This window comes from Cyanobium sp. WAJ14-Wanaka (assembly GCF_024345375.1).
GTDB lineage: Bacteria > Cyanobacteriota > Cyanobacteriia > PCC-6307 > Cyanobiaceae > Cyanobium_A.
The window spans coordinates 84,257-101,697 of sequence record NZ_JAGQAZ010000003.1 but is presented as its reverse complement, the minus strand read 5'-3'; the positions used below and the strand labels follow the sequence as shown (position 1 = coordinate 101,697).

21 protein-coding genes and 1 tRNA gene are annotated in these 17,441 nt (G+C 57.4%); 8 read left to right on the top strand and 14 right to left on the bottom strand.

Features of this window, described 5'->3' with window-relative positions; all coding sequences use genetic code 11:
• Nucleotides 1-31: 31 nt before the first annotated feature.
• Complete coding sequence (locus tag KBY49_RS10515) at nucleotides 32-289, bottom strand: hypothetical protein (RefSeq protein WP_254934775.1); 258 nt, start codon at nucleotides 287-289, stop codon at nucleotides 32-34.
• A gap of 28 nt (nucleotides 290-317) precedes the next feature.
• Nucleotides 318-1,601, bottom strand: a complete 1,284-nt coding sequence (locus tag KBY49_RS10510; RefSeq protein ID WP_254934774.1) for a lipid-A-disaccharide synthase-related protein — start codon at nucleotides 1,599-1,601, stop codon at nucleotides 318-320.
• 44 nt (nucleotides 1,602-1,645) lie between these two features.
• Here KBY49_RS10510 and KBY49_RS10505 point away from each other — a divergent pair.
• Both KBY49_RS10505 and KBY49_RS10500 read left to right on the top strand, forming a co-directional pair.
• Nucleotides 1,646-1,716, top strand: a tRNA-Cys gene (locus tag KBY49_RS10505).
• A 1,303-nt stretch (nucleotides 1,717-3,019) separates the two neighbouring features.
• Nucleotides 3,020-3,631, top strand: a complete 612-nt coding sequence (locus tag KBY49_RS10500) for a hypothetical protein (protein ID WP_254934773.1) — start codon at nucleotides 3,020-3,022, stop codon at nucleotides 3,629-3,631.
• A 145-nt stretch (nucleotides 3,632-3,776) separates the two neighbouring features.
• On the opposite strand, the gene KBY49_RS10495 is transcribed toward KBY49_RS10500, so the two are convergent.
• Nucleotides 3,777-4,160, bottom strand: coding sequence for a hypothetical protein (locus KBY49_RS10495; RefSeq protein WP_254934772.1), 384 nt, complete (start codon nucleotides 4,158-4,160; stop codon nucleotides 3,777-3,779).
• 45 nt (nucleotides 4,161-4,205) lie between these two features.
• Between KBY49_RS10495 and KBY49_RS10490 the strand changes: the two genes are divergently transcribed.
• Nucleotides 4,206-4,886 (top strand): thermonuclease family protein, encoded by a 681-nt coding sequence (locus KBY49_RS10490; RefSeq protein WP_315857026.1) that lies wholly within the window; start codon nucleotides 4,206-4,208, stop codon nucleotides 4,884-4,886.
• A 1-nt stretch (nucleotide 4,887) separates the two neighbouring features.
• Here KBY49_RS10490 and KBY49_RS10485 read toward each other — a convergent pair whose 3' ends face one another.
• Entirely contained in the window at nucleotides 4,888-6,186 is a 1,299-nt protein-coding gene (locus tag KBY49_RS10485) for a S1C family serine protease (RefSeq protein ID WP_254934771.1), read from the bottom strand.
• A gap of 73 nt (nucleotides 6,187-6,259) precedes the next feature.
• On the opposite strand from KBY49_RS10485, the gene KBY49_RS10480 reads away from it, so the two are divergent.
• The gene (locus tag KBY49_RS10480) at nucleotides 6,260-6,475 is read left to right on the top strand and encodes a hypothetical protein (RefSeq protein WP_254934770.1); all 216 of its coding nucleotides are present in this window, start codon (nucleotides 6,260-6,262) and stop codon (nucleotides 6,473-6,475) included.
• A gap of 87 nt (nucleotides 6,476-6,562) precedes the next feature.
• On the opposite strand, the gene KBY49_RS10475 is transcribed toward KBY49_RS10480, so the two are convergent.
• Nucleotides 6,563-6,820, bottom strand: coding sequence for a helix-turn-helix transcriptional regulator (locus tag KBY49_RS10475; RefSeq protein WP_254934769.1), 258 nt, complete (start codon nucleotides 6,818-6,820; stop codon nucleotides 6,563-6,565).
• Between the two features lie 1,281 nt (nucleotides 6,821-8,101).
• Here KBY49_RS10475 and KBY49_RS10470 point away from each other — a divergent pair.
• Complete coding sequence (locus tag KBY49_RS10470) at nucleotides 8,102-9,178, top strand: DMT family transporter (protein WP_254934768.1); 1,077 nt, start codon at nucleotides 8,102-8,104, stop codon at nucleotides 9,176-9,178.
• Nucleotides 9,179-9,207: 29 nt separating this feature from the next.
• On the opposite strand, the gene KBY49_RS10465 is transcribed toward KBY49_RS10470, so the two are convergent.
• Nucleotides 9,208-9,669 carry a hypothetical protein gene (locus KBY49_RS10465; RefSeq protein WP_254934767.1) on the bottom strand — a complete coding sequence of 154 codons (462 nt, stop codon included), beginning with the start codon at nucleotides 9,667-9,669 and terminating at the stop codon, nucleotides 9,208-9,210.
• Between the two features lie 117 nt (nucleotides 9,670-9,786).
• Nucleotides 9,787-10,053, bottom strand: coding sequence for a Nif11-like leader peptide family natural product precursor (locus tag KBY49_RS10460; RefSeq protein WP_254934766.1), 267 nt, complete (start codon nucleotides 10,051-10,053; stop codon nucleotides 9,787-9,789).
• A 120-nt stretch (nucleotides 10,054-10,173) separates the two neighbouring features.
• Here KBY49_RS10460 and KBY49_RS10455 point away from each other — a divergent pair, with 120 nt between their 5' ends.
• Nucleotides 10,174-10,326, top strand: a complete 153-nt coding sequence (locus tag KBY49_RS10455; RefSeq protein ID WP_254934765.1) for a hypothetical protein — start codon at nucleotides 10,174-10,176, stop codon at nucleotides 10,324-10,326.
• A 3-nt stretch (nucleotides 10,327-10,329) separates the two neighbouring features.
• Here the strand turns inward: KBY49_RS10455 and KBY49_RS10450 are convergent, their stop codons facing one another.
• The 4 genes from KBY49_RS10450 to purM form a co-directional block, all read right to left on the bottom strand.
• Entirely contained in the window at nucleotides 10,330-10,812 is a 483-nt protein-coding gene (locus KBY49_RS10450; RefSeq protein WP_254934764.1) for a hypothetical protein, read from the bottom strand.
• 1 nt (nucleotide 10,813) lies between these two features.
• Nucleotides 10,814-10,969, bottom strand: coding sequence for a hypothetical protein (locus KBY49_RS10445; RefSeq protein WP_254934880.1), 156 nt, complete (start codon nucleotides 10,967-10,969; stop codon nucleotides 10,814-10,816).
• A 4-nt stretch (nucleotides 10,970-10,973) separates the two neighbouring features.
• Nucleotides 10,974-11,690: a hypothetical protein gene (locus KBY49_RS10440; protein ID WP_254934763.1), complete on the bottom strand. Its 717-nt coding sequence runs from the start codon at nucleotides 11,688-11,690 to the stop codon at nucleotides 10,974-10,976.
• Between the two features lie 94 nt (nucleotides 11,691-11,784).
• Nucleotides 11,785-12,846, bottom strand: a complete 1,062-nt coding sequence (gene purM, locus KBY49_RS10435; RefSeq protein ID WP_254934869.1) for a phosphoribosylformylglycinamidine cyclo-ligase — start codon at nucleotides 12,844-12,846, stop codon at nucleotides 11,785-11,787.
• Between the two features lie 456 nt (nucleotides 12,847-13,302).
• On the opposite strand from purM, the gene KBY49_RS10430 reads away from it, so the two are divergent.
• Together KBY49_RS10430 and KBY49_RS10425 are read left to right on the top strand one after the other, a co-directional pair.
• Nucleotides 13,303-13,833, top strand: a complete 531-nt coding sequence (locus KBY49_RS10430) for a septal ring lytic transglycosylase RlpA family protein (protein ID WP_254934762.1) — start codon at nucleotides 13,303-13,305, stop codon at nucleotides 13,831-13,833.
• Nucleotides 13,834-13,895: 62 nt separating this feature from the next.
• On the top strand, nucleotides 13,896-15,473 hold the full coding sequence (locus KBY49_RS10425; protein ID WP_254934761.1) for a bifunctional pantoate--beta-alanine ligase/(d)CMP kinase: 1,578 nt from the start codon (nucleotides 13,896-13,898) through the stop codon (nucleotides 15,471-15,473).
• Here KBY49_RS10425 and KBY49_RS10420 read toward each other — a convergent pair.
• From KBY49_RS10420 to KBY49_RS10410, 3 genes are read right to left on the bottom strand one after another with little or no spacing between them, the layout of a single operon-like run.
• A complete protein-coding gene (locus KBY49_RS10420; protein WP_254934760.1) occupies nucleotides 15,470-15,952 on the bottom strand; it encodes a low molecular weight protein-tyrosine-phosphatase in 483 nt (160 codons plus the stop codon). The two genes, KBY49_RS10425 and KBY49_RS10420, sit on opposite strands and share 4 nt — an antisense overlap.
• Nucleotides 15,949-16,605 (bottom strand): HEAT repeat domain-containing protein, encoded by a 657-nt coding sequence (locus KBY49_RS10415; protein ID WP_254934759.1) that lies wholly within the window; start codon nucleotides 16,603-16,605, stop codon nucleotides 15,949-15,951. The genes KBY49_RS10420 and KBY49_RS10415 overlap by 4 nt, the downstream gene beginning before the upstream one ends.
• The gene (locus tag KBY49_RS10410) at nucleotides 16,602-17,438 is read right to left on the bottom strand and encodes a HEAT repeat domain-containing protein (RefSeq protein WP_396099883.1); all 837 of its coding nucleotides are present in this window, start codon (nucleotides 17,436-17,438) and stop codon (nucleotides 16,602-16,604) included. The genes KBY49_RS10415 and KBY49_RS10410 overlap by 4 nt, the downstream gene beginning before the upstream one ends.
• Between the last annotated feature and the right edge of the window lie 3 nt (nucleotides 17,439-17,441).

Here is a 17,441-nt window from a genome sequence, read left to right as displayed (position 1 = left end):
CCTGAGCCTGGGGCTGGTTGGTTGGTTGAGTTCAGTCTTCAACCATGAACTTGTCGTCGTTGCCGACGGCTTCTAGCAAGGAGGTAAGTAATTCATGGTTGTTTTCGCCACCGGCCAGGGCCTCGGCCAGGAGCTGCTCGGCCAGGGCCAACTTGGCCTGGCTATCGCGGATGTCTTGCTGGGCGGCCCTGACCTCCACCTTGCGACGGGCCGAGGCCAGGCTGATGCCCAGTTGGCTCGCCAATTTGCCGCAGGCTCCGTTGTAGGCCCGATCGGGAATGCCAGCCATGGCTTGAGGAGCCCCTAAGAGATCAGCATCATCCCAGCCGGTCTGATGCCAACAACCGCTCGGCCACTAACCCGGCCAGCTGGGCGCTGCCGCCAGGGCCCCCCATCCGTTGGCGTCCGCGGTGTCCCAGTTGCTGGCAGAGGGCCGGTTCAGCCATGAGCAGGGCCAGCCTTTCGGCTAATTCCCGGCTTCCGTGGCAGGGCAGCACCGCTCCGCCCAGCAGACGACTCTGGCGGCGGGCAAAGGGGGCCTTGAATTGGGGGCCTGGCCCGGGCAGGGAGAGCACCGGCACCCCCAGGCCCACCAATTGTTCGGTGGCCGTGCCTGCCGTGGCCAAGCCCAGCTCTGCCCAGGGGGCCCAGTGGTTAAAGCAGCCGGGGCCGAGCACCAGCTGCAGGGGTGCCCTGGGCCGCGGCAGCTCCCAAATCGATTGCGGCAGCAGGCTGTCGCTTCCCTGGGAGTCGTTGGCCCCCTGCCGCCAGCCAGCCTGCTGCAACAGGGAGGCCCAGGCGGGGGCGTCGGGTTGGCTGCCGCAGGCCACTAGCACGGTGGTGGGAGCTGGTAGTTCGGGCAGCAGCTTGAGGGCAGCCAGCAGTCGGCTGGCGTTGCCCAGGGCCTCGGGCATCCGGCTACCCGGCAGCATCAAAATGCGTCGCTGGCCCCTAAGCCAATCGGGCAGGGGTATGGCAGCAAAGCCATCCATCATTGGATTTCCCGGCGCCAGTGCGTTCAGCCCATGGCGCCTGAGGCCCCGGGCGGTGAGGCCATCCCTTACGGCCACCAGCCGGCAGCGCCGCTGGCCCATCAAGGCCCATTCCCAGGGGTCCCATTCGCTGCCTTTGCAGCGGTGGTAGGCATCGGCCCAGGTAGATCGCCCCCAGCCCTGGGGGGGGGCGGAGGCCCAGGTGTAATCGCTCTTGGGGGTGCCGATGAAGCCAAAGGGCGCTCCGCTCAAGGAGGCCAACAGCAGGGGCCAAAGGTCGCCAACGGCAAGCACGGGATTGCCCGTTTTCCCCCAGCGCCGCACCAGCTGCCACTGGAGCCAGCTCAATAGGGGCAGTCCGGCGGCTAGATCCCGGCCCAGGCCGCCCAGGCTTTGGTTGCTGAAGCCACCGCTGGGCAGTTTTTGCCTGGCTCCGACCAGTTCGAGGCTGCCATTGCGACTGGCGGGGCCAAAGACTTCGCCCTCCCCCACCAGGGGCAGTACCGCGATGGGCGGACAGCCACCGCGCTTGACCAGGGCTTCGATCACCCGGAGGGCAATTAAATCCTCCCCGTGGCCGTTGCTTAAGACCAGCAGGCGGGAGGACATGCCATGGCTGATACGATCCGATTAAGGGATTTTGCTCCCTGGCCGGCGGCATGGCCAAGTGGTAAGGCAGAGGATTGCAAATCCTTTACCCCCAGTTCGAATCTGGGTGCCGCCTTTGTTTAATGCGTGAGACGAGGCGCTGATTTACGCGTGCAGGTTGCCGCTTAAGTTGTGCCAAACACGATGTTTTTAGCGTTAAGCGCTAACCACAGGCGTCGCCTCGGCGGCGTTCCAGTCGGTAGGGGAATCCCTTTCGGGATTGGACCAGAGCTCTCGCCCTTCAATTCCCCTACCGACGAAGTCGCTCCCACGTCACCCCTCAGAACACCACCCAAGCACCACCTCCCGTCGAGCAACCCATTGGGAGCAGCGACTGGTGAGGTGATCTCCCTGAGGTATCAGGCGCTGATGGATCGGGCAGGTGAGCAGGGTTTCGCAACGGTTGCCGACCTCGTAACGGAAGTGCTGGCAGGACATATAGAAGGCGCCAGAGCTGGGCGGCACAAGAAGGAGTGAGGAATGCGGTGGGAGAGGGTGGTGGCTAAGGGAGCGGCATTGGGTATGGGCATAGACTATTGGCAAGAAATACAATCTGACAGTAAAACAAGCCAACGCATGCATTGTGCCAAAGTATAGAAACTCTGCCACTATGACAAGCAACAAAGTAGTACTATTTACAGTGACACTCGGCATAGCAGTTGTGGGAGCCAACAATGCATCAGGGAGCGAATTAAATGATTGCGTTAATTCCTATGTGGGCTCTTACGTTCAAGCCTCAGGCGGCGCATACACACCTTCTGACAAGCTAAATAATATTGCAACTGCGCACTGGCATCACTCGCGTTGAGAGACACCATGTCGTAAGCAACTGGGATGTGCACGCAAATGATTAAGAACCTGTACAGACTCAACTAGTAGGTCTGCTAGCAATCAGCAGGTCGCCATTGGCTTGGCGTTTCACCAACGGCACCCAGGCAACCGCCGCCACTACCACCAAGTTTTCATTACGCCCTACTGCCGAAGCCCTTTCGGATCTGTCGCGCCCCATAGATCCAAGGCACATCAAGACCAGGAAGCAGGGAAACACCACCCTCACCTGCTGCCCCTGGAACACCATTGCCCGTCACCTTCATCACCGTGCCCCTGGTTGGTGCTGGGAGGTTCAGAGCGTTCAAGAGGTTGGTGGCGCTGTGGTGGTAATTGGGCGTTTGACCATCCCTACCTCTGATGGAGACCTGCTTCACTACCCAGCAGTGGCATCAGAACCGTTGGAGTCAGCGTCCAAAGCACCTGCTGCTGAGGTTGCTGCGTCCTCGTGCCTGAGGAGGGCAGCAGCGTTGGCGGGTCTGGGGTTGGAGTTGTGGGGGAATAAATGAACTAAAATATCCAATAATGCAAGCAAAACTGCAAAGGCATAAGTGATTAAACAGCACCCTAACCCTATCCGTATTGTTTCCTGGTGTAAAAAATACTACGTATATTTTCTATTCTTGGCACTTGGGACTGCATTCCTTTTCGTCATGCTTGATGATAGTAGCAACGATGACTGGAAATGGGAAACAAAAGATACGAAGGAAGTCGCTGAAAACAAAAGAATTGCGAAGATTCTGATAAAGGCATCCTGCGACAAGACATTGACGTTCAGGAATCTCCTGGTCAGGGACAACACTAGTCTGCAATATGCATTTCAACAGTATGAATCAATAGCAAAAGAAGCACAAAAAATTAACCCTAAAAAGTGCAGGATTGCCGGTATAGACAATCCACTGCAAGAAATAGGCAACAGGCATGAAATTGATGGGAAAACAGCGGGAGACAAGAGACCCCAGATTCAAGGTAATGCTGCTATTGCCATTATTGCCTCCTGCACCTGGTATCAAATGGGTAAAATATCAAGAGGGCAAATTATGGAATTTGCCCAGCAGCAATATTCCGAGAAATATGGAGAATCAAGTGCGGTGAACTGGGACAATGCCATTACAGTTGCTGAGGAACTAGACAAGAAACAACGACTTGGATGCTTTCAGTAGAAGGAAGATGGAGGTACTGGCAAGAGGCGAATGAACTAGTGAAAGTAAATCCAGGCAAGAAGTTTTATTGCGCTTCTCAGCATCCGTAACACACCGCAAGGACATAACTGCAGTGAGTCAAAAAGATGACAACAAAATCTTAATTTTATTCGCCCACAATGGATGGGTTAACACTACCGCCATCTTTTTTGCTAACCTTGCAAATAGCAGCGGAAACACCATAACCTCCAAACCCATTTTTTGCCCTAAATCTCCAAACAACATTTTTTTCCGTACCAGTATCTTTCGCTACAGCAAAATCACTTATTTGCCGATAACTATCAGGATCCTTCAACCGTTCTTTCAATATTCTCTCACAGGAGACATGGGAAACCTCGGCATACCACTCTTCCAATTTTTGTTCAGGCGTTTGCGTACTTGATTGGAATAAACCGACGCCAACAAGTATTAAGAACAAAATTCCGACAACAGATAAACAACCAGCACAACCATTGGATTTTTTCGTTGATTCAGCAGGAGATTCAACCATGGGTAAACGTCAGCACAACTACAATACTACCAGAATTATGGTTAAATTATAGTTTATCGTGAAATAGCAAGAATTGCCCGACTAAAGAGATGCAAGTTTAGATTAATTATTGGTTTTCATCTGCCATTACTGCTTGCGCTGTTAGCGCCTACTGCAAAAGCGGCAAATGTCCTCTCAATTGGTGATGGAGACACAATCACGGTTAGCGAAGGATCCCAACGGATCAAGGTTCGCTTTGCCTGTATTGATGCTCCAGAAACCTCCCAGGCACCCTATGGATTAGCAGCAAGGCAAAAACTCCAGGGTCTGCTTCCCATTGGTTCACAGGTCACCCTGAAGACCAAGGCAACCGATCGCTACGGCAGAAGTGTCGCTGAGGTATTCAAGGTAGGAACAAACATCAACCAAACCCTGGTGGGATCTGGAGATGCCTTCGTCTACTGGCAATACATCAGTGGGTGTGACCGTGAGACCTACTCCCAATTGGAGACAGATGCCCGTGCCCAGGGAATTGGCGTCTGGTCTGTGACTGGTGGAATCCAGCGTCCCTGGGATTACAGGCGCTCAAGGCGTGGCAATAGGGCCTCCACCTCTGGAGCGTCAGGAGGCGGCAGGTATCGCTGTAAGGAAATCGGGTCCTGGAGCAAGGCACAGGAACTGCTTAAGCAAGGGCATACCTACCTGGATCGTGATGGCGACGGGGAGGCGTGTGAAACGCTGAAGTAGTTTATTTCTTTACCTTATTGGACACGGAAGGTATTAGGTTGCCACATTCGCTGATTGCGAGATTTTTTGCAATTCCAGGTTTCTTGACCTTCATTGCTTGAAGTGCATCAACTATCGAGATGGCAAATCCTGTGCCTTCTCCAGAGGATTTCTTAAATGAAACGATTCCAATGACCTCACCATCCTGATTCAGCATTGGTCCGCCACTATTTCCAGGATTTATGGCGGCATCAGTTTGTATCAAGGTAGTTCCTTCTGGAGTAACGCTCTTCAGGTCGCCATCAGATCTCCTTAGTGCGCTGACTATCCCCTTTGTAACAGTGTTAGCGAGACCCAAAGGATTACCCAGAACAATTACGTCTTCGGCGGGTTTTGGATAGGTTGCGTAACACAGCGGAAGAGGCGAGATTTTAGGAGGCGAAACAACTTTGATTACTGCTAGGTCAATTTCCCTATCCTTGAATATTACATCACCATCCTTTTTAGTTCCGTCAGAATATGTGACTTCAATTTTTTTAGATGAACCGACGACGTGCCGATTAGTCAGAAGAATTCCTGTGCTTTCTGCCACAAATGCTGTCCCACTACCCTTTGGACTTTTTATACCCACAACTCTAGTAAGAGCAGATGCAACTTGCTTTTGGAATGATGTCGACTTCTGCTGAAGAGGTTCTGCTGAGAGGATAAATTTTGGAGGTTCTTCCTTAGTAGAAATTGCCAAAAAAAGTTTCTTTAGTGCATCTACACTTCCTTTGCCCAGAGTGAAAGTCTTTCCTGATTCTCCAATCTTGACAGTGACAGAAGTAGCAATCTCTGCGAGAGACTTGCCAAAAGCAGTTGGTAATATGAACTCGCCATCCTCACCATAAATTCTGAATTCTTGTCCGCCTGAACTAATGACAATAGGACTAGGAAGGCCTCTTATATCAATAATGCTGCCAAATGGACAGGCGAGAATTCCGCATCCTGCTTTGAGATAAATTTGACCCTCTAATTTATCGCTTGACCACCTAGTTCTTATCCCTGTCTCCGTTCCATTCATATTGTTGCGCCAATCCTTATCAAAAACTACATACTCAGCAGATCCATCAAATGCGCTTTTGATTTTTAATATTGTTGAGTAAGGCGGTGTCTCTTGGGGAGACTTCCAATCAATGTCATTGGGTAGTTCCTTGGTGAAGGGGGGTTCTCCAGGTGCAGGAACTGCACTACTTGGAGTATCAATAGGTTGTTGAGCAATGGATGGCGAAGCGATTGCCGTAGAAAGGAGAAAACCAATTACAACCGCTGTAGTCTTCATTTAACCTGTGTCCATTACAGATACTGTCAGGATTTTATCACGTCATCACTGAATCTTCGATCAAATCCAAGGTATGACCATCAACATCGAATACCAAGATCAAAACGGCAACTGGAAGCACTCCCAAACCAAGCAAAACCAGGCGGATGCTTATCGGGCTGCTCAGCGTCGTGCTGAATCAACAAAAAAGCGCCATCGATTGGTTGATCAGTCAGGAGCACTACTGGATTGTCCGCTGGGCGATAGGACCCGGCGGCGATTGATTTGGTGCTCTAGCAAGCCGAAATGATTTCTGAGGAGTGGTCGAGGGAGGATCTTGGAAAGAAGATTGAGTCAGTTGTGGCAGATGCTCTGGAAAAGCAGTTCTGAACGAGCACTACCCCTCAAAAACCTCCAACAAATCCCCAATCTCACAATCCAGCACCGTCACAATTTTTCCCGCCAACTCCAAAGAAAGTGCCGATGCCGCTTTTGGGTCGTCAGCAATACGCCCCAACCTTGTGATGGTCGTTGCTGCCACTCCTGCCTGAGTTGCCAGCGAGTTCATCGTGATTGCCTTTTCACCTGTCTCAGCACGACGCAGATTTGCCTTGGCGATTGCCTTAGCGAGGGTGAAACGCACTTGTTTTGCCATAAGGAGCACCATACCTCAGGTGCTTTAAGAGGCAATACCCTCAAAAGGAGCAAGGTACTTAGCGCTTCATACTAAAAAGCACCCAAAGCAACCTGTAAGACCAGAAAACCCGCAACGCCTGTTATCGCCAACAGAGATGGCAGACCAGATAAGACCACGACGGCTTCACCCAGGGGTGCCCCTTTTTACCCAGCACCGTTTCTGTGTGCCGTAGCGATACATACCTATGTGAGTGAACAGCAACCCATAGAGGTTCAACGCAGCGCCCACCACCTCCCACTTCAGGGTCGCTTGACCGCCTCCCACATCGAACAAACATGGACCGCTGCCTGCGCTGAGGTCATCACCTTCTGCCAAACCAGGCAAATCCCCTGAGGAGCAACGCGCCCGCTGAAGTGCCTACAGGTCGAACAGGAAGTCACTGGTCACACTGGGGGCACTGTCTGGTGAAGGGTAGGTTCTGAAGCACCACAGCACCCAAGACCCTGTAGAAAGCGTGGATTTACGGTGCGAAGGTTGCCTCAATCACTCTTTACGGGTTCGCTGACGGGGCAAAGGGTTCCACGCCATCTTGTGAGGCACATTTGCGGAGTACGTCAAACAGGGTGCTCAGCAGGACATTCATCTGTGGCGGAAGCGTTGCCCGTGGATCGGTTTGACCCGCCAAGAACACCATGGCACAGACGTCCGAAAGGCACTCCGCCTCTGCCTTTGTCAACAGTAGGCAGTACTGATCCTCAGAACGGATGATCCGCATGAGAGAAAAGAATGATTTGACCAATAACTTATTGTTTCACTGAAAAAGAGTGCGAAAGTGACGCAGGCGACTTCAAGATGTATCGGCGACGGCCTTAAATATGCCAAATGAATATTCGCGCCAGAAGCATCACACCTTTGTGATCTGACAAACAAATCGGTACGAGGGCAATGATTCAGAAAGTTTTGCAGTAACCAAATCCCGCATAACCGGAACCTCCGCCCACTTCCTCAACCTATGGACGGGTCGAACACCGCCATAGGCAAATTATTCCAGTCAGGCACTGGTGTTAAACGTGAGCAGGCGCAATGTCTGTTTACAAAAAAATCCCTGGCGTGTTCGACTCCGCCAAGGATGGGTCTCCCGTCGCTCATTGCGACTCGTCAACGCTATTAGGCATTTACACTTACGTCATAGGGGGATTGCCGTAGGTGTTCAAGCGGACACCCCTACCCCTACCGAGGTCAGGTGTCGGGGGTAACAGGCGCTTGAAAGCAGTGGGATACGCGATTTACGCTGGTTTGATGAACCGCCAGCACCAGGGTTTGCTCAGGGGTCTGCTTGCTGCAGTGACCTTCGGATTGAGCGCCCCACTCATCAGCACCCTCACCGCCTCAGGGTCGCCACTTTCGATTGCGGGTCTGCTCTATGGCGGGTCTGCGCTTGTGTTGCTAGCAGCAAGGAGTGTGCTGGGCAAAAGCAACCAGGAGAGTTCGGTTAAACGCCAAGATCTTGGGATGCTGGCAATGCTGACCTTGATCGGTGGCATCGCAGCGCCCATCTGTTTAGTAAGTAGCCTGGCGCTTCTTTCGGCGGGGTCCGCATCCCTGCTGCTGAACCTAGAGGCGATCTTCACGATGGGAATCGCCATCGTGGTGGGTAGAGAGCACCTCAGCAGCAAAGGAATCACCGCAGCGGTACTGATCCTTGCTGGCGCAGTGATCATTGGTGGTGGAACAACCACTGGTCCCACCCTTTACGGAGCAGTTCTTATTGCCCTGGCGTGTCTGGGATGGGGCATTGACAACAACATCAGTCAGCGCCTGAGCATCAGGGATCCAATCCAAGTTGCCTTGCTGAAATCAGTTGGTGCTGCAGTACCGATGCTGATTGTTGCTGGTATGGCAGGAGCAAGGTTCCCCACGCCTATCGAGACGGCACTCTTCCTTGTAATTGGTGGCATCGGATATGGACTTTCTATCTGGTTGGATTTGCTGGCATTAAGGGAATTGGGTGCTGCCAGGGAATCGGTAATTTTTGCGACGGCACCTTTCGTTGGTGCTGGTTTTTCAGTTGTCGTCTTAAAGGAAACAATGGGCAGCAATCTGCTTGCCGCTGGTGCCTTGATGGTTGGGGGCATTGCCCTGTTGCTTCTAGAAGACCATGCCCATTGGCATCGCCACAGCGAAGAGTGGCATGAGCACAAGCACTGTCACTCCCCAATTGATCAGGACCCCCACCATGCCCATGAGCATCCAAATGGGGAAACAGATGATACAAAACAGGATCAACCTTTATGGCATTCCCATACCCATAAACACGAACCCATCACACACGCGCATCCCCATGCCAGTGATGACCATCACCGCCATCAGCATTGAATGATTGCAGTGGCGATTTGTATTGGCAGCTAGATCCTGGCCCCTATGAATCCTTTGATGTAGTCCACGCCCCAATCCAGGGTGTGGGGTGGGAGGTCATAGATGTGGTAGAAAATTTCCCGCTTGGCAGCTTCTATCCTCTCAAGACCTATGGCCCTTAGGTTTGCTTCTGAGGCGCGCAGAAACTCAGCCCAATCCGCTGTATTGTTGTTTTTGGCTCCGCTGATATAAAGACGCCTTATTTCAGTAAATAGACCAGCCGTGGGCTCACAAAATGTGACTTGCTGATCACCCATTGGGATTGCCATGCTTTTGATGCATGACATGGAGAATTTCATCGCTTGGCGGGTTTCATCCACGGATAGGGCATCAGGGCTGCCCTCCCTATACAGATTTTGAATGACGCCATTTGTGCATTCGATCACCCTCAAAATCGCTAGTTTGTCTAGTTCAGAAGAAGGTAGAGCCGAAAAGGCCGCGGACCAATCCATGGATTTGAAAATTTCTTTACAAATCTTAATCGGCTGCGATGGGGGAATGGGTATCGACAGGCACTTTTGGCCGATCCGGGTGCCTTCGGGTCTAGAAAACGCCCAGGGTGCCCCTGTTCAGCATGAAATCCGAAAGACCCTCTGCAGATGGGTAATCGGGTTGTGCTCCTCGTCTCCGCGAACCTCCCAAAATTCAGTGCTGCCGCTTCTCAGTAGGGCCCGGAAGTCGTCGGCATCAATCAAAATCCCGCTTTCCATCGCTAGCTCCACCATCTGCTCTGGTGTGGAGGCTTCGTAAAACTGCTGCCCAAATTCAGGGTCACCGTCCACCTGGTGGCAGAGGTGGTCCAGCGCATCCAGGTAATGGGGTGGTGAGGGCTCCAAGTGAGGAACTCAACAACTCAGTAATGGTAAGAAGTCGGCTGGTGCTGGATCCCAAGTCAACCCAGCTGGCAGCGCAGCTGCGGCTTAATCTTGACAGACCTAGACAGCTCCCCTATCCCGATGAAACGCCTGGTCGCCACCACCCTGCTTTTTGCCGCGGTTTTCGTAGGTGCGGCCTCGACCTGGTCCCCAGCCCCAGCCCAGGCCTGCGAAAAGCACCTAGATGGCCATCAAAACAGCTCCGACAGCAACGCAGAGGCCGCCAAGAAATAGGTCCTAAAGGCTGGCGCTGGCATGCCAGCTCTCCCCTTCCCCGTTAGAAGCCTGGCAATTGACGCTTCTGTTCGTCACTTCACATTCGCCCCGCGCCAGCTGGGCATGGGGGATGCCTCTTGCCAGGCCACCGTTATCAAAAGCTGCTTCTGCCACCGTGCTGACCAAAAGCTTGATCGGCATTTCCGGCTTGCAGCCTCCATCGCCATTGCAAAGCATCGGCTTTTGACCTTTCCCAAGGGAGCCCACGAAAATCAGCTCCCGGCCGGGGGCAATGAATCTGGCGCTCAGCAGGCCCTCGATATTTTGCTCTAGCCGCATCCTGCGGCAGTTATTGGCCACTGTTTGCTGCCCGAGCCTGGCGATGCGGTGCTCGATTTGGCAACTACCCAGCTGGGTTTCCCAGCGGCCAAATCCCCCGGCCTGGGCTGCTGCTGTTAACACGGCACTGAAGTTGAGAGCCAAGGCCAGGCCCAGCCTGTTCATTTCAATAGCCCGAATCAGCTACGCAAATGCCTTCGCAGCTAATGCCGTTGCTGGCGGTGCGTCCACAGTGCTTGCAGAGCACGGGATCAGGGGCTGGGGCAGTTTCCTGCTGCCCTTCTTCGCTGGGCTTCTCGGGGCTGGATGACAGATTTTGCACCGCTCTAGCTGGCTTCGATTTGCTCGTTCACGTCTGGAGTGAGCACCACCGGCAGCGCCTGGGGACGCACCATCGGCACCACGGGGTTGGCTGCGTGGGCCTCTTCAGCCCCTTCGGCATTTGGTCCACAGGCTTCCAAGGCTTCCTGCAGCAGCGAATCAAAGGTGGATCCGGGTAAGCGGTGGCGGGCCAGCTCGAGGAAGGCCCGGGCCAGGGATTCGCCCGCGGCGGCCCGCAGGGCTGGATTGTTGCGGCGCAGGTCCTGCTCTTCGGCGATGGCCCGGATAAACCTTTCGGTCACATCACGCTTGGTGGCAGCGCGAATGCGGGTGTCCTGCTCTGGTTGGGAGAGAAAGCTTTGGGTTTCAAGTTCCGCCAATCGACGGGTGAGGCTGTCGAGAACCTCATGCACCTCCTTGGCCACGTGGGCCAATTGGCCATCGGAGAGCCGGGGCAGATCGGCCACAAAAACCTTGCCGTGGTCGCGCAGGGTGAGGAAGGTGGGACGCATGCCCCCGCCACCACCCATGGGATAGGCAGGCCGCTGGGGGGCTCCATAGCCATCCTTCGGCCGTTGGGGGCGCACCGGCGCCAGGGGGCCGGCTGAGCTGCGGCGCCGGGTCAGGCGTTGGCCGGTGGCTATCGGTGCCGGGATAGGGGAAGGCGCGCTGGCCTGGCTGCTGCTGTTGCCAATCGCAATTTCGCTGGAATTAAAGGTCATGACATCCGATCCTTATTAAGGGCCTATTGCTTGATTCCGTTGCGATCGCGATCCCAACCGACAAGATCCCCGGGGCCTAGGTGCCCGGAATCCGCTACAGGCAGCCTAGTGGCCCAGGCTGGATCCCCGGCAAGCCCGCCAATCCCACTGCTGGGGCAGGCCCTGGGACCACCTCTCCCAACTCCCAGGCTTCGTAGCCCTGGGCTGCGCAGGTGGCCAGGGCCGCTGCCACTGCGTTGGGCGGCACCACCAGGCAAAAGCCCACCCCCAGGTTGAAGGTGTTCCACATATCTGCTTCTGGCACCTCCCCCGCGTTCTGCAGCCATTGGTAGATGGCTGGCCTGGGCCAGCTGCCTGGATCAATGCGGCCGTGGAGGCCGGCGGGTATGCAGCGGGGCAGGTTTTCCGGCAGCCCGCCACCGGTGATGTGGGCCATGCCGTGCAATGGGGTGGCCGCCGCCTTTAGGGCTTTTGTCAGTTCTCCATAGAGGCGGGTGGGGGCCAGCAGTGCGTTTATTAGGCCTTCTTCTTTGCCCGGCAGCAGGGTTGCATCGCTGACGCCCTGGTCTTCGAGGATGCGTCGCACCAGGCTGAAGCCATTGCTGTGGGCCCCGCTGCTGGCCACGGCCAGAATTCGATCACCGGCTTGCACCAGATGGCCGTCGATCACCTCGGCCGCCTCCACCACGGCCACACAGAAGCCGGCAAGGTCGTAGCGCCCTGGTCCGTAGAAGCCAGGCATCTCGGCGGTTTCGCCACCTAGCAAGGCGCAACCGCTCTGGCGGCAGCCATCGGCAATGCCCTCCACCACGGCAGCCATTGCCTCCGGGCTGAGCTTGCCGGTGGCGATGTAGTCGAGGAAGAAAAGCGGCTCAGCGCCACTTGTGATCACATCGTTTACGCACATCGCCACCAGGTCGATGCCCACGTTGTGGTGCTGGCCGTGGGCCTGGGCCAATTCGAGCTTGGTGCCCACCCCATCGCTGCCGGCGACCAGTAGGGGTTCCTTGAGGCCCGCTGGCAGGCGGCAGAAGCCCCCAAATCCCCCCAGGCCTCCCACCACCTCAGGCCGGCGGGTTGATTCCACACTGGACCTGATCCGCTCCACGAAGGCCCTGCCTGCGGCCACGTCTACCCCGGCTGTGCGGTAGTCCATCGAGAAGGCGCTCTGGTAACTGCTTTGGAGATCCTCCAATGCCGGGGCTGGCCAACGCCAGTTTCCGGCCACTGGCCGTGGACGACCCGGCGATTGGCACAATTGACGATCAGCTGGACTTATGTCAGTGATTTGCCTCGCTGATCGCCAGGGGCTTGCGGGCTGCCCGGAAGCCCAGGTAGGGCCTGGGCTGGGGCGGTTCGATAGTGATTGCTGATCAAAGATGATGGTGGCTAACTGCACCAAAAGCCTTCGGAAAGGCGGATAGGTTTCCGGGGTTGTTAATTCGAGATAGGAACTCCACCGGCGAATTCGCTTCTCAAACCCGCCACGATTTTGAGGAACTCCCATTTGGGTTTTTCAATTCTTGGTTTTGGCTGACAAGCAAATCCAACGCTGATGAACCACTAATTCGCTTGTGGTTGCTGCCCCTTAAGGCGGCGGGTTTCGTTTGTTATGCGTCGCACCTTCTTCCTAGGGGCCCTTGCCCTGTCTCTCTCTGGTAGCGCCCTTGTTCCCGCATTGGCCGAATCGAGCAGAGCTTCCACCCAATTCGGTGAGCTTCAGACAGCAAGTCCCAGCACCGAGGTCGCTATCCGCGAGGCCGGTGGCAATGCCAGTTCAGAAGATCCCCTAATCCAGTTGGGTCCTGAGTTGCCGATTGCTCCCCTCGCCATTCCCACCGCCAAGGTCATCAGGGCCTTCCAAGGCCAAGCCAGCTGGTATGGACCTGGCCTCTACGGCAACCGCACCTCCAGCGGTGAAGTGCTCCGTCCCGGAACCTTCACCGCCGCCCACCGTTCCTTGCCCTTCGGCACCAAGGTGCGTGTCACCAACATGGCTAACGGCAAAACGGCGATGGTTCGCATCAATGACCGCGGACCCTTCCATGGCAACCGCGTTATTGACATTGCCCATGGGGCAGCCAACCAGCTCGGCCTTACCGCCAGCGGCCTGGCTCCCGTCAAGCTCGAAGTGATCCAGTAAATCGAGTCACCGCGACCCATCCGCCAATCTGGCGGGTGGGTTTTTGTTTGGATTGATCCGCCTTGGCTCTCCAGCTTCTTCAAAGTTGCAGTGACCTGGCCCTCTGGCGGCAGCAACAGCCTGGGCCCGTGCATTTCGTGCCCACGATGGGGGCGCTGCACCAAGGCCACCTACGGCTCTTTTGCAGGGCCACCGAGCTGCGGGGCGCTGGCCAGCCAGCGGTGCTTGCCAGCATCTTTGTAAATCCCAGCCAATTTGGTCCTGGCGAGGATTTCAGCCGCTATCCCAGGGATCTGGCGGCCGATTTGGCGGTGGCTGAGCAGGGGTGTGTGGCTGCAGTTTTTGCCCCCTCGGTGGCTGAGATCTATCCCAAAGGCGTGGAGGAGCTCACGGCGATTCAGCCGGCGGCCAGCCTGCAGGAGGTTCTTTGTGGCCGCAGTCGCCCCGGCCACTTCAACGGCGTGGCCACTGTTGTTACTCGGCTTTTGCAGCTTGTGCGGCCCGATCGGTTGGTGATGGGGGAAAAGGATTGGCAGCAGCTGATAATCCTGCGGCGGGTGGCTTCCGACTTGGGTTTCCAGGCTTGGATTGAGGGCTGCGCCACCGTGCGGGAAGACCACGGGCTGGCCTGCAGTTCCCGCAACCGCTACCTCGAGCCTGGGCAAATGGAGCAGGCATGGGCCTTGCCAGGGGCCCTGGCGGCTGCAGCTGGGGCGATCAAGGCCCAGGACCAGACCCAAGCCAAAGACCCACTGTCTGCGAAATCCCTGATTGCCGGCGTACGCCAACGGCTCGAGGCGGCGGGCCTGGCGGTTGAGTATGTGGAGTTGGTGTCGGCCCATAACCTGAGGCCACTGACTGCCCTGGCGGGGGTGGGCCTTTTGGCCGCCGCCGTGCGCTGTGGGTCTAGCCGTTTGATCGACCACACCTTCCTGATGAGCCGCTCTCCGATCGTTGCCATTGATGGCCCCGCTGGGGCGGGCAAAAGCACTGTTACCAAGGCTTTTGCCAAGCGTTTGGGCCTGATTTATCTCGACACGGGATCGATGTACCGGGCCCTCACCTGGTGGGTGCAGCAGCAGGGCGTTGATCCAGCCGATGGCCAGGCGGTGGCGCCCCTGCTGGTGGACTTGGATTTGCGGCTTACTACGGCGGCCGGCGGAGAGCAGCAGGTGCGCATTAATGGCCATGAGGTCACGGATGCGATTCGTAGCCCCGGAGTTACGGCCCAGGTGTCCCTGGTGGCGGCCCATGGCTGCGTGCGCGCAGCCCTTACCAGCCAGCAACAGGCCATGGGCCAGCGGGGGGGCTTGGTGGCGGAGGGGCGCGATATCGGCACCGCCGTTTTCCCAGACGCTGAATTGAAGGTGTTCCTAACGGCCACCACCACCGAACGGGCCCGGCGGCGGGCGGCGGATCTCCAGCAGCGGGGCTTTGCGGTGCCTCCCCTCGAGGAGTTGGAGCAGCAGATCGCCGAGCGCGACCACCTCGACTCCACTCGCGCCGTGGCGCCCCTGTGCCAGGCCGCAGATGCGATTGAGCTGGTTACCGACGGTATGGAGATCGGGGCGGTGATCCAGGCCTTAGTCGATCTGTTCCGTGATCGGGTGCCCGAGGAGGCCTGGCCCGCCCCCCATTAGGAGGCCAGGTGCTCCAGGAGGCCCCTGCAGGCGTCATCGAGTAGGTCGAGCACTTGCTCGAAACCCTCGGGGCCGCCGTAGTAGGGATCGGGCACATCCCTGACGCTAAAACCACTGCAAAAGCTGGTGATCGGCAGGATTTTGGCCGTGGCTTGCCCGTGGTGCTTGGCCATGGCCTGCACATGGGCCAGGTTGTCCGAATCCATCGTCAGGATCCAATCGAAGCGGTTTAGGTCCGCAATTTCGATCTGACGGGCCCGGCTGGGCAGCTCAATCCCCCGGGCCTGGGCCGCGCTCCGCATCCGCCCATCGGCCGGTTTGCCCACATGCCAGCCCCCGGTGCCGGCCGAGTCGACCTCAAAGCAATCGCCGGTTCCCTGGTTTTCGCTCAGGTGCAGAAACACCCCCTCGGCGGCTGGGGAGCGGCAGATGTTGCCCAGGCAGACAAACAGCAGTGATGGTTTGGCTGAAGCTGTCATGGGGATTGGAGGCGCTCGAGGGCCAGGTTGGCCCTTAGCTGCACCACTTTGGGATTTTCATTGCTGGGCCGTTGGAGCCCGCCCAGCCCCGCCAGCAACTTGCCGTGGCCCTCGGAGCCGAGCTCCAGGCCCGCTCCAAGGGCCTCGAGGCCCACCACCACGGCGTAGCGCACCACCCATTCCCCATCGCCACAGGCTGCCAGCAGGGCTTCAAGGCAAAGGCAGCGGATCTCCTGCTGGCGCCGTGCTTCTAATTCAGCCAGTTGCAGCTGGCCCAAGCCCTTGGCGGCGGCCCGGCGCACACTGGCGGCCACATCGCTGCCAAGGGCATCCAGCAGCAATTCCAGCCCGCGCACGTCGCCGATGCCGGCCAGGGCCCGCACCGCCCAGGCCCGGGCCCCATAGTTTTGTTGATCCAGCAGCAGTAGGGCTTCTACCGCTGTCGGCCCCAGGCCAATTAGGCCGTCCACCGCGGCCACGGCGGCTCCGGGATTGTTGAAGCCGAGCACCTCCACCAGGGTGGGGGCAGCCCCCGGTTGGCCGCAGCTGGCCAGCTCCTGGGTTGCCAGCAGTAGGGCCTCGCTGCTGGCAGCTTTCCGCACTGCCCTGATCAGCGCATCTAAATCCGGGCCCACGGGACGACTGGCGCTCACAGCAGGGAATCCATGCAGGCCAGTAGGGCGGTTTCGCCGGGTTCACCCTGGCCCTTCTCCACCAGGCCGCGTAGGGCCATTAATTTCAAGCTGTTTTCGGCCAGGGTGCGCGAGATCGGCTCCAGGGCTGGCCTCCAGCCGGTTGCCCCCAGGTCCATCAGGGCAGCTCGCCGCACCTGGAGTTGGGGGTGCTCCAGCAGCTCGATTAGGAGCTCGCTCCATTGGGCATCACCGCCGAGCTGCAACAGGGTGCGGGCTGCGGCACTGCGGATCAGGGGACGCCCATGGCCCGTGAAGGGCTCCACCACCGCCAGCACCTCTGGTGTGGCTAGGCCGATGTCGCCCAGGGCCTCCAGCAGGGCCTCGCAGGGTTCTTGCAGCCTGGGCCCATCAGCCCTTTGCCCCCCAGCCAGCTCTGGTCCACTGGCGAGCCGGGCGCAAATCGGGGCTACGGCCTCGGTGGCCTTCAGTTCCCCTAGGGCCCGGGCTGCGGCCTCGCGCAGGCCATCGTCTGGGTCTTCAAGGCTGGCCAGTAGGTCGGGAATGGCCGCCAGGGCGGCGGGCGCCAACTTGCCCAGGGCCCGGGCCGCATTGCGGGCCACGGCGTTTTCCTCTACCCCAGCACCTGGATCCCTGGGACGCCGTTGGTTTAGGGCTCGGCAAAGCAGGGGCACGGCCTCCGGGTGCTGGCTGCGCATCCGGCCCAGCCACCAGGCTCCGTAGTACTGCTGGGAATGGTCTTCGCTTTGGAGCAGGCGCCTAAGGGCTTCGGCCTCCGTGATCGGTTCCCCTGCTGTGGAGTTCCCGGCATCAGGATAGGCATTGCCGGCCATGGT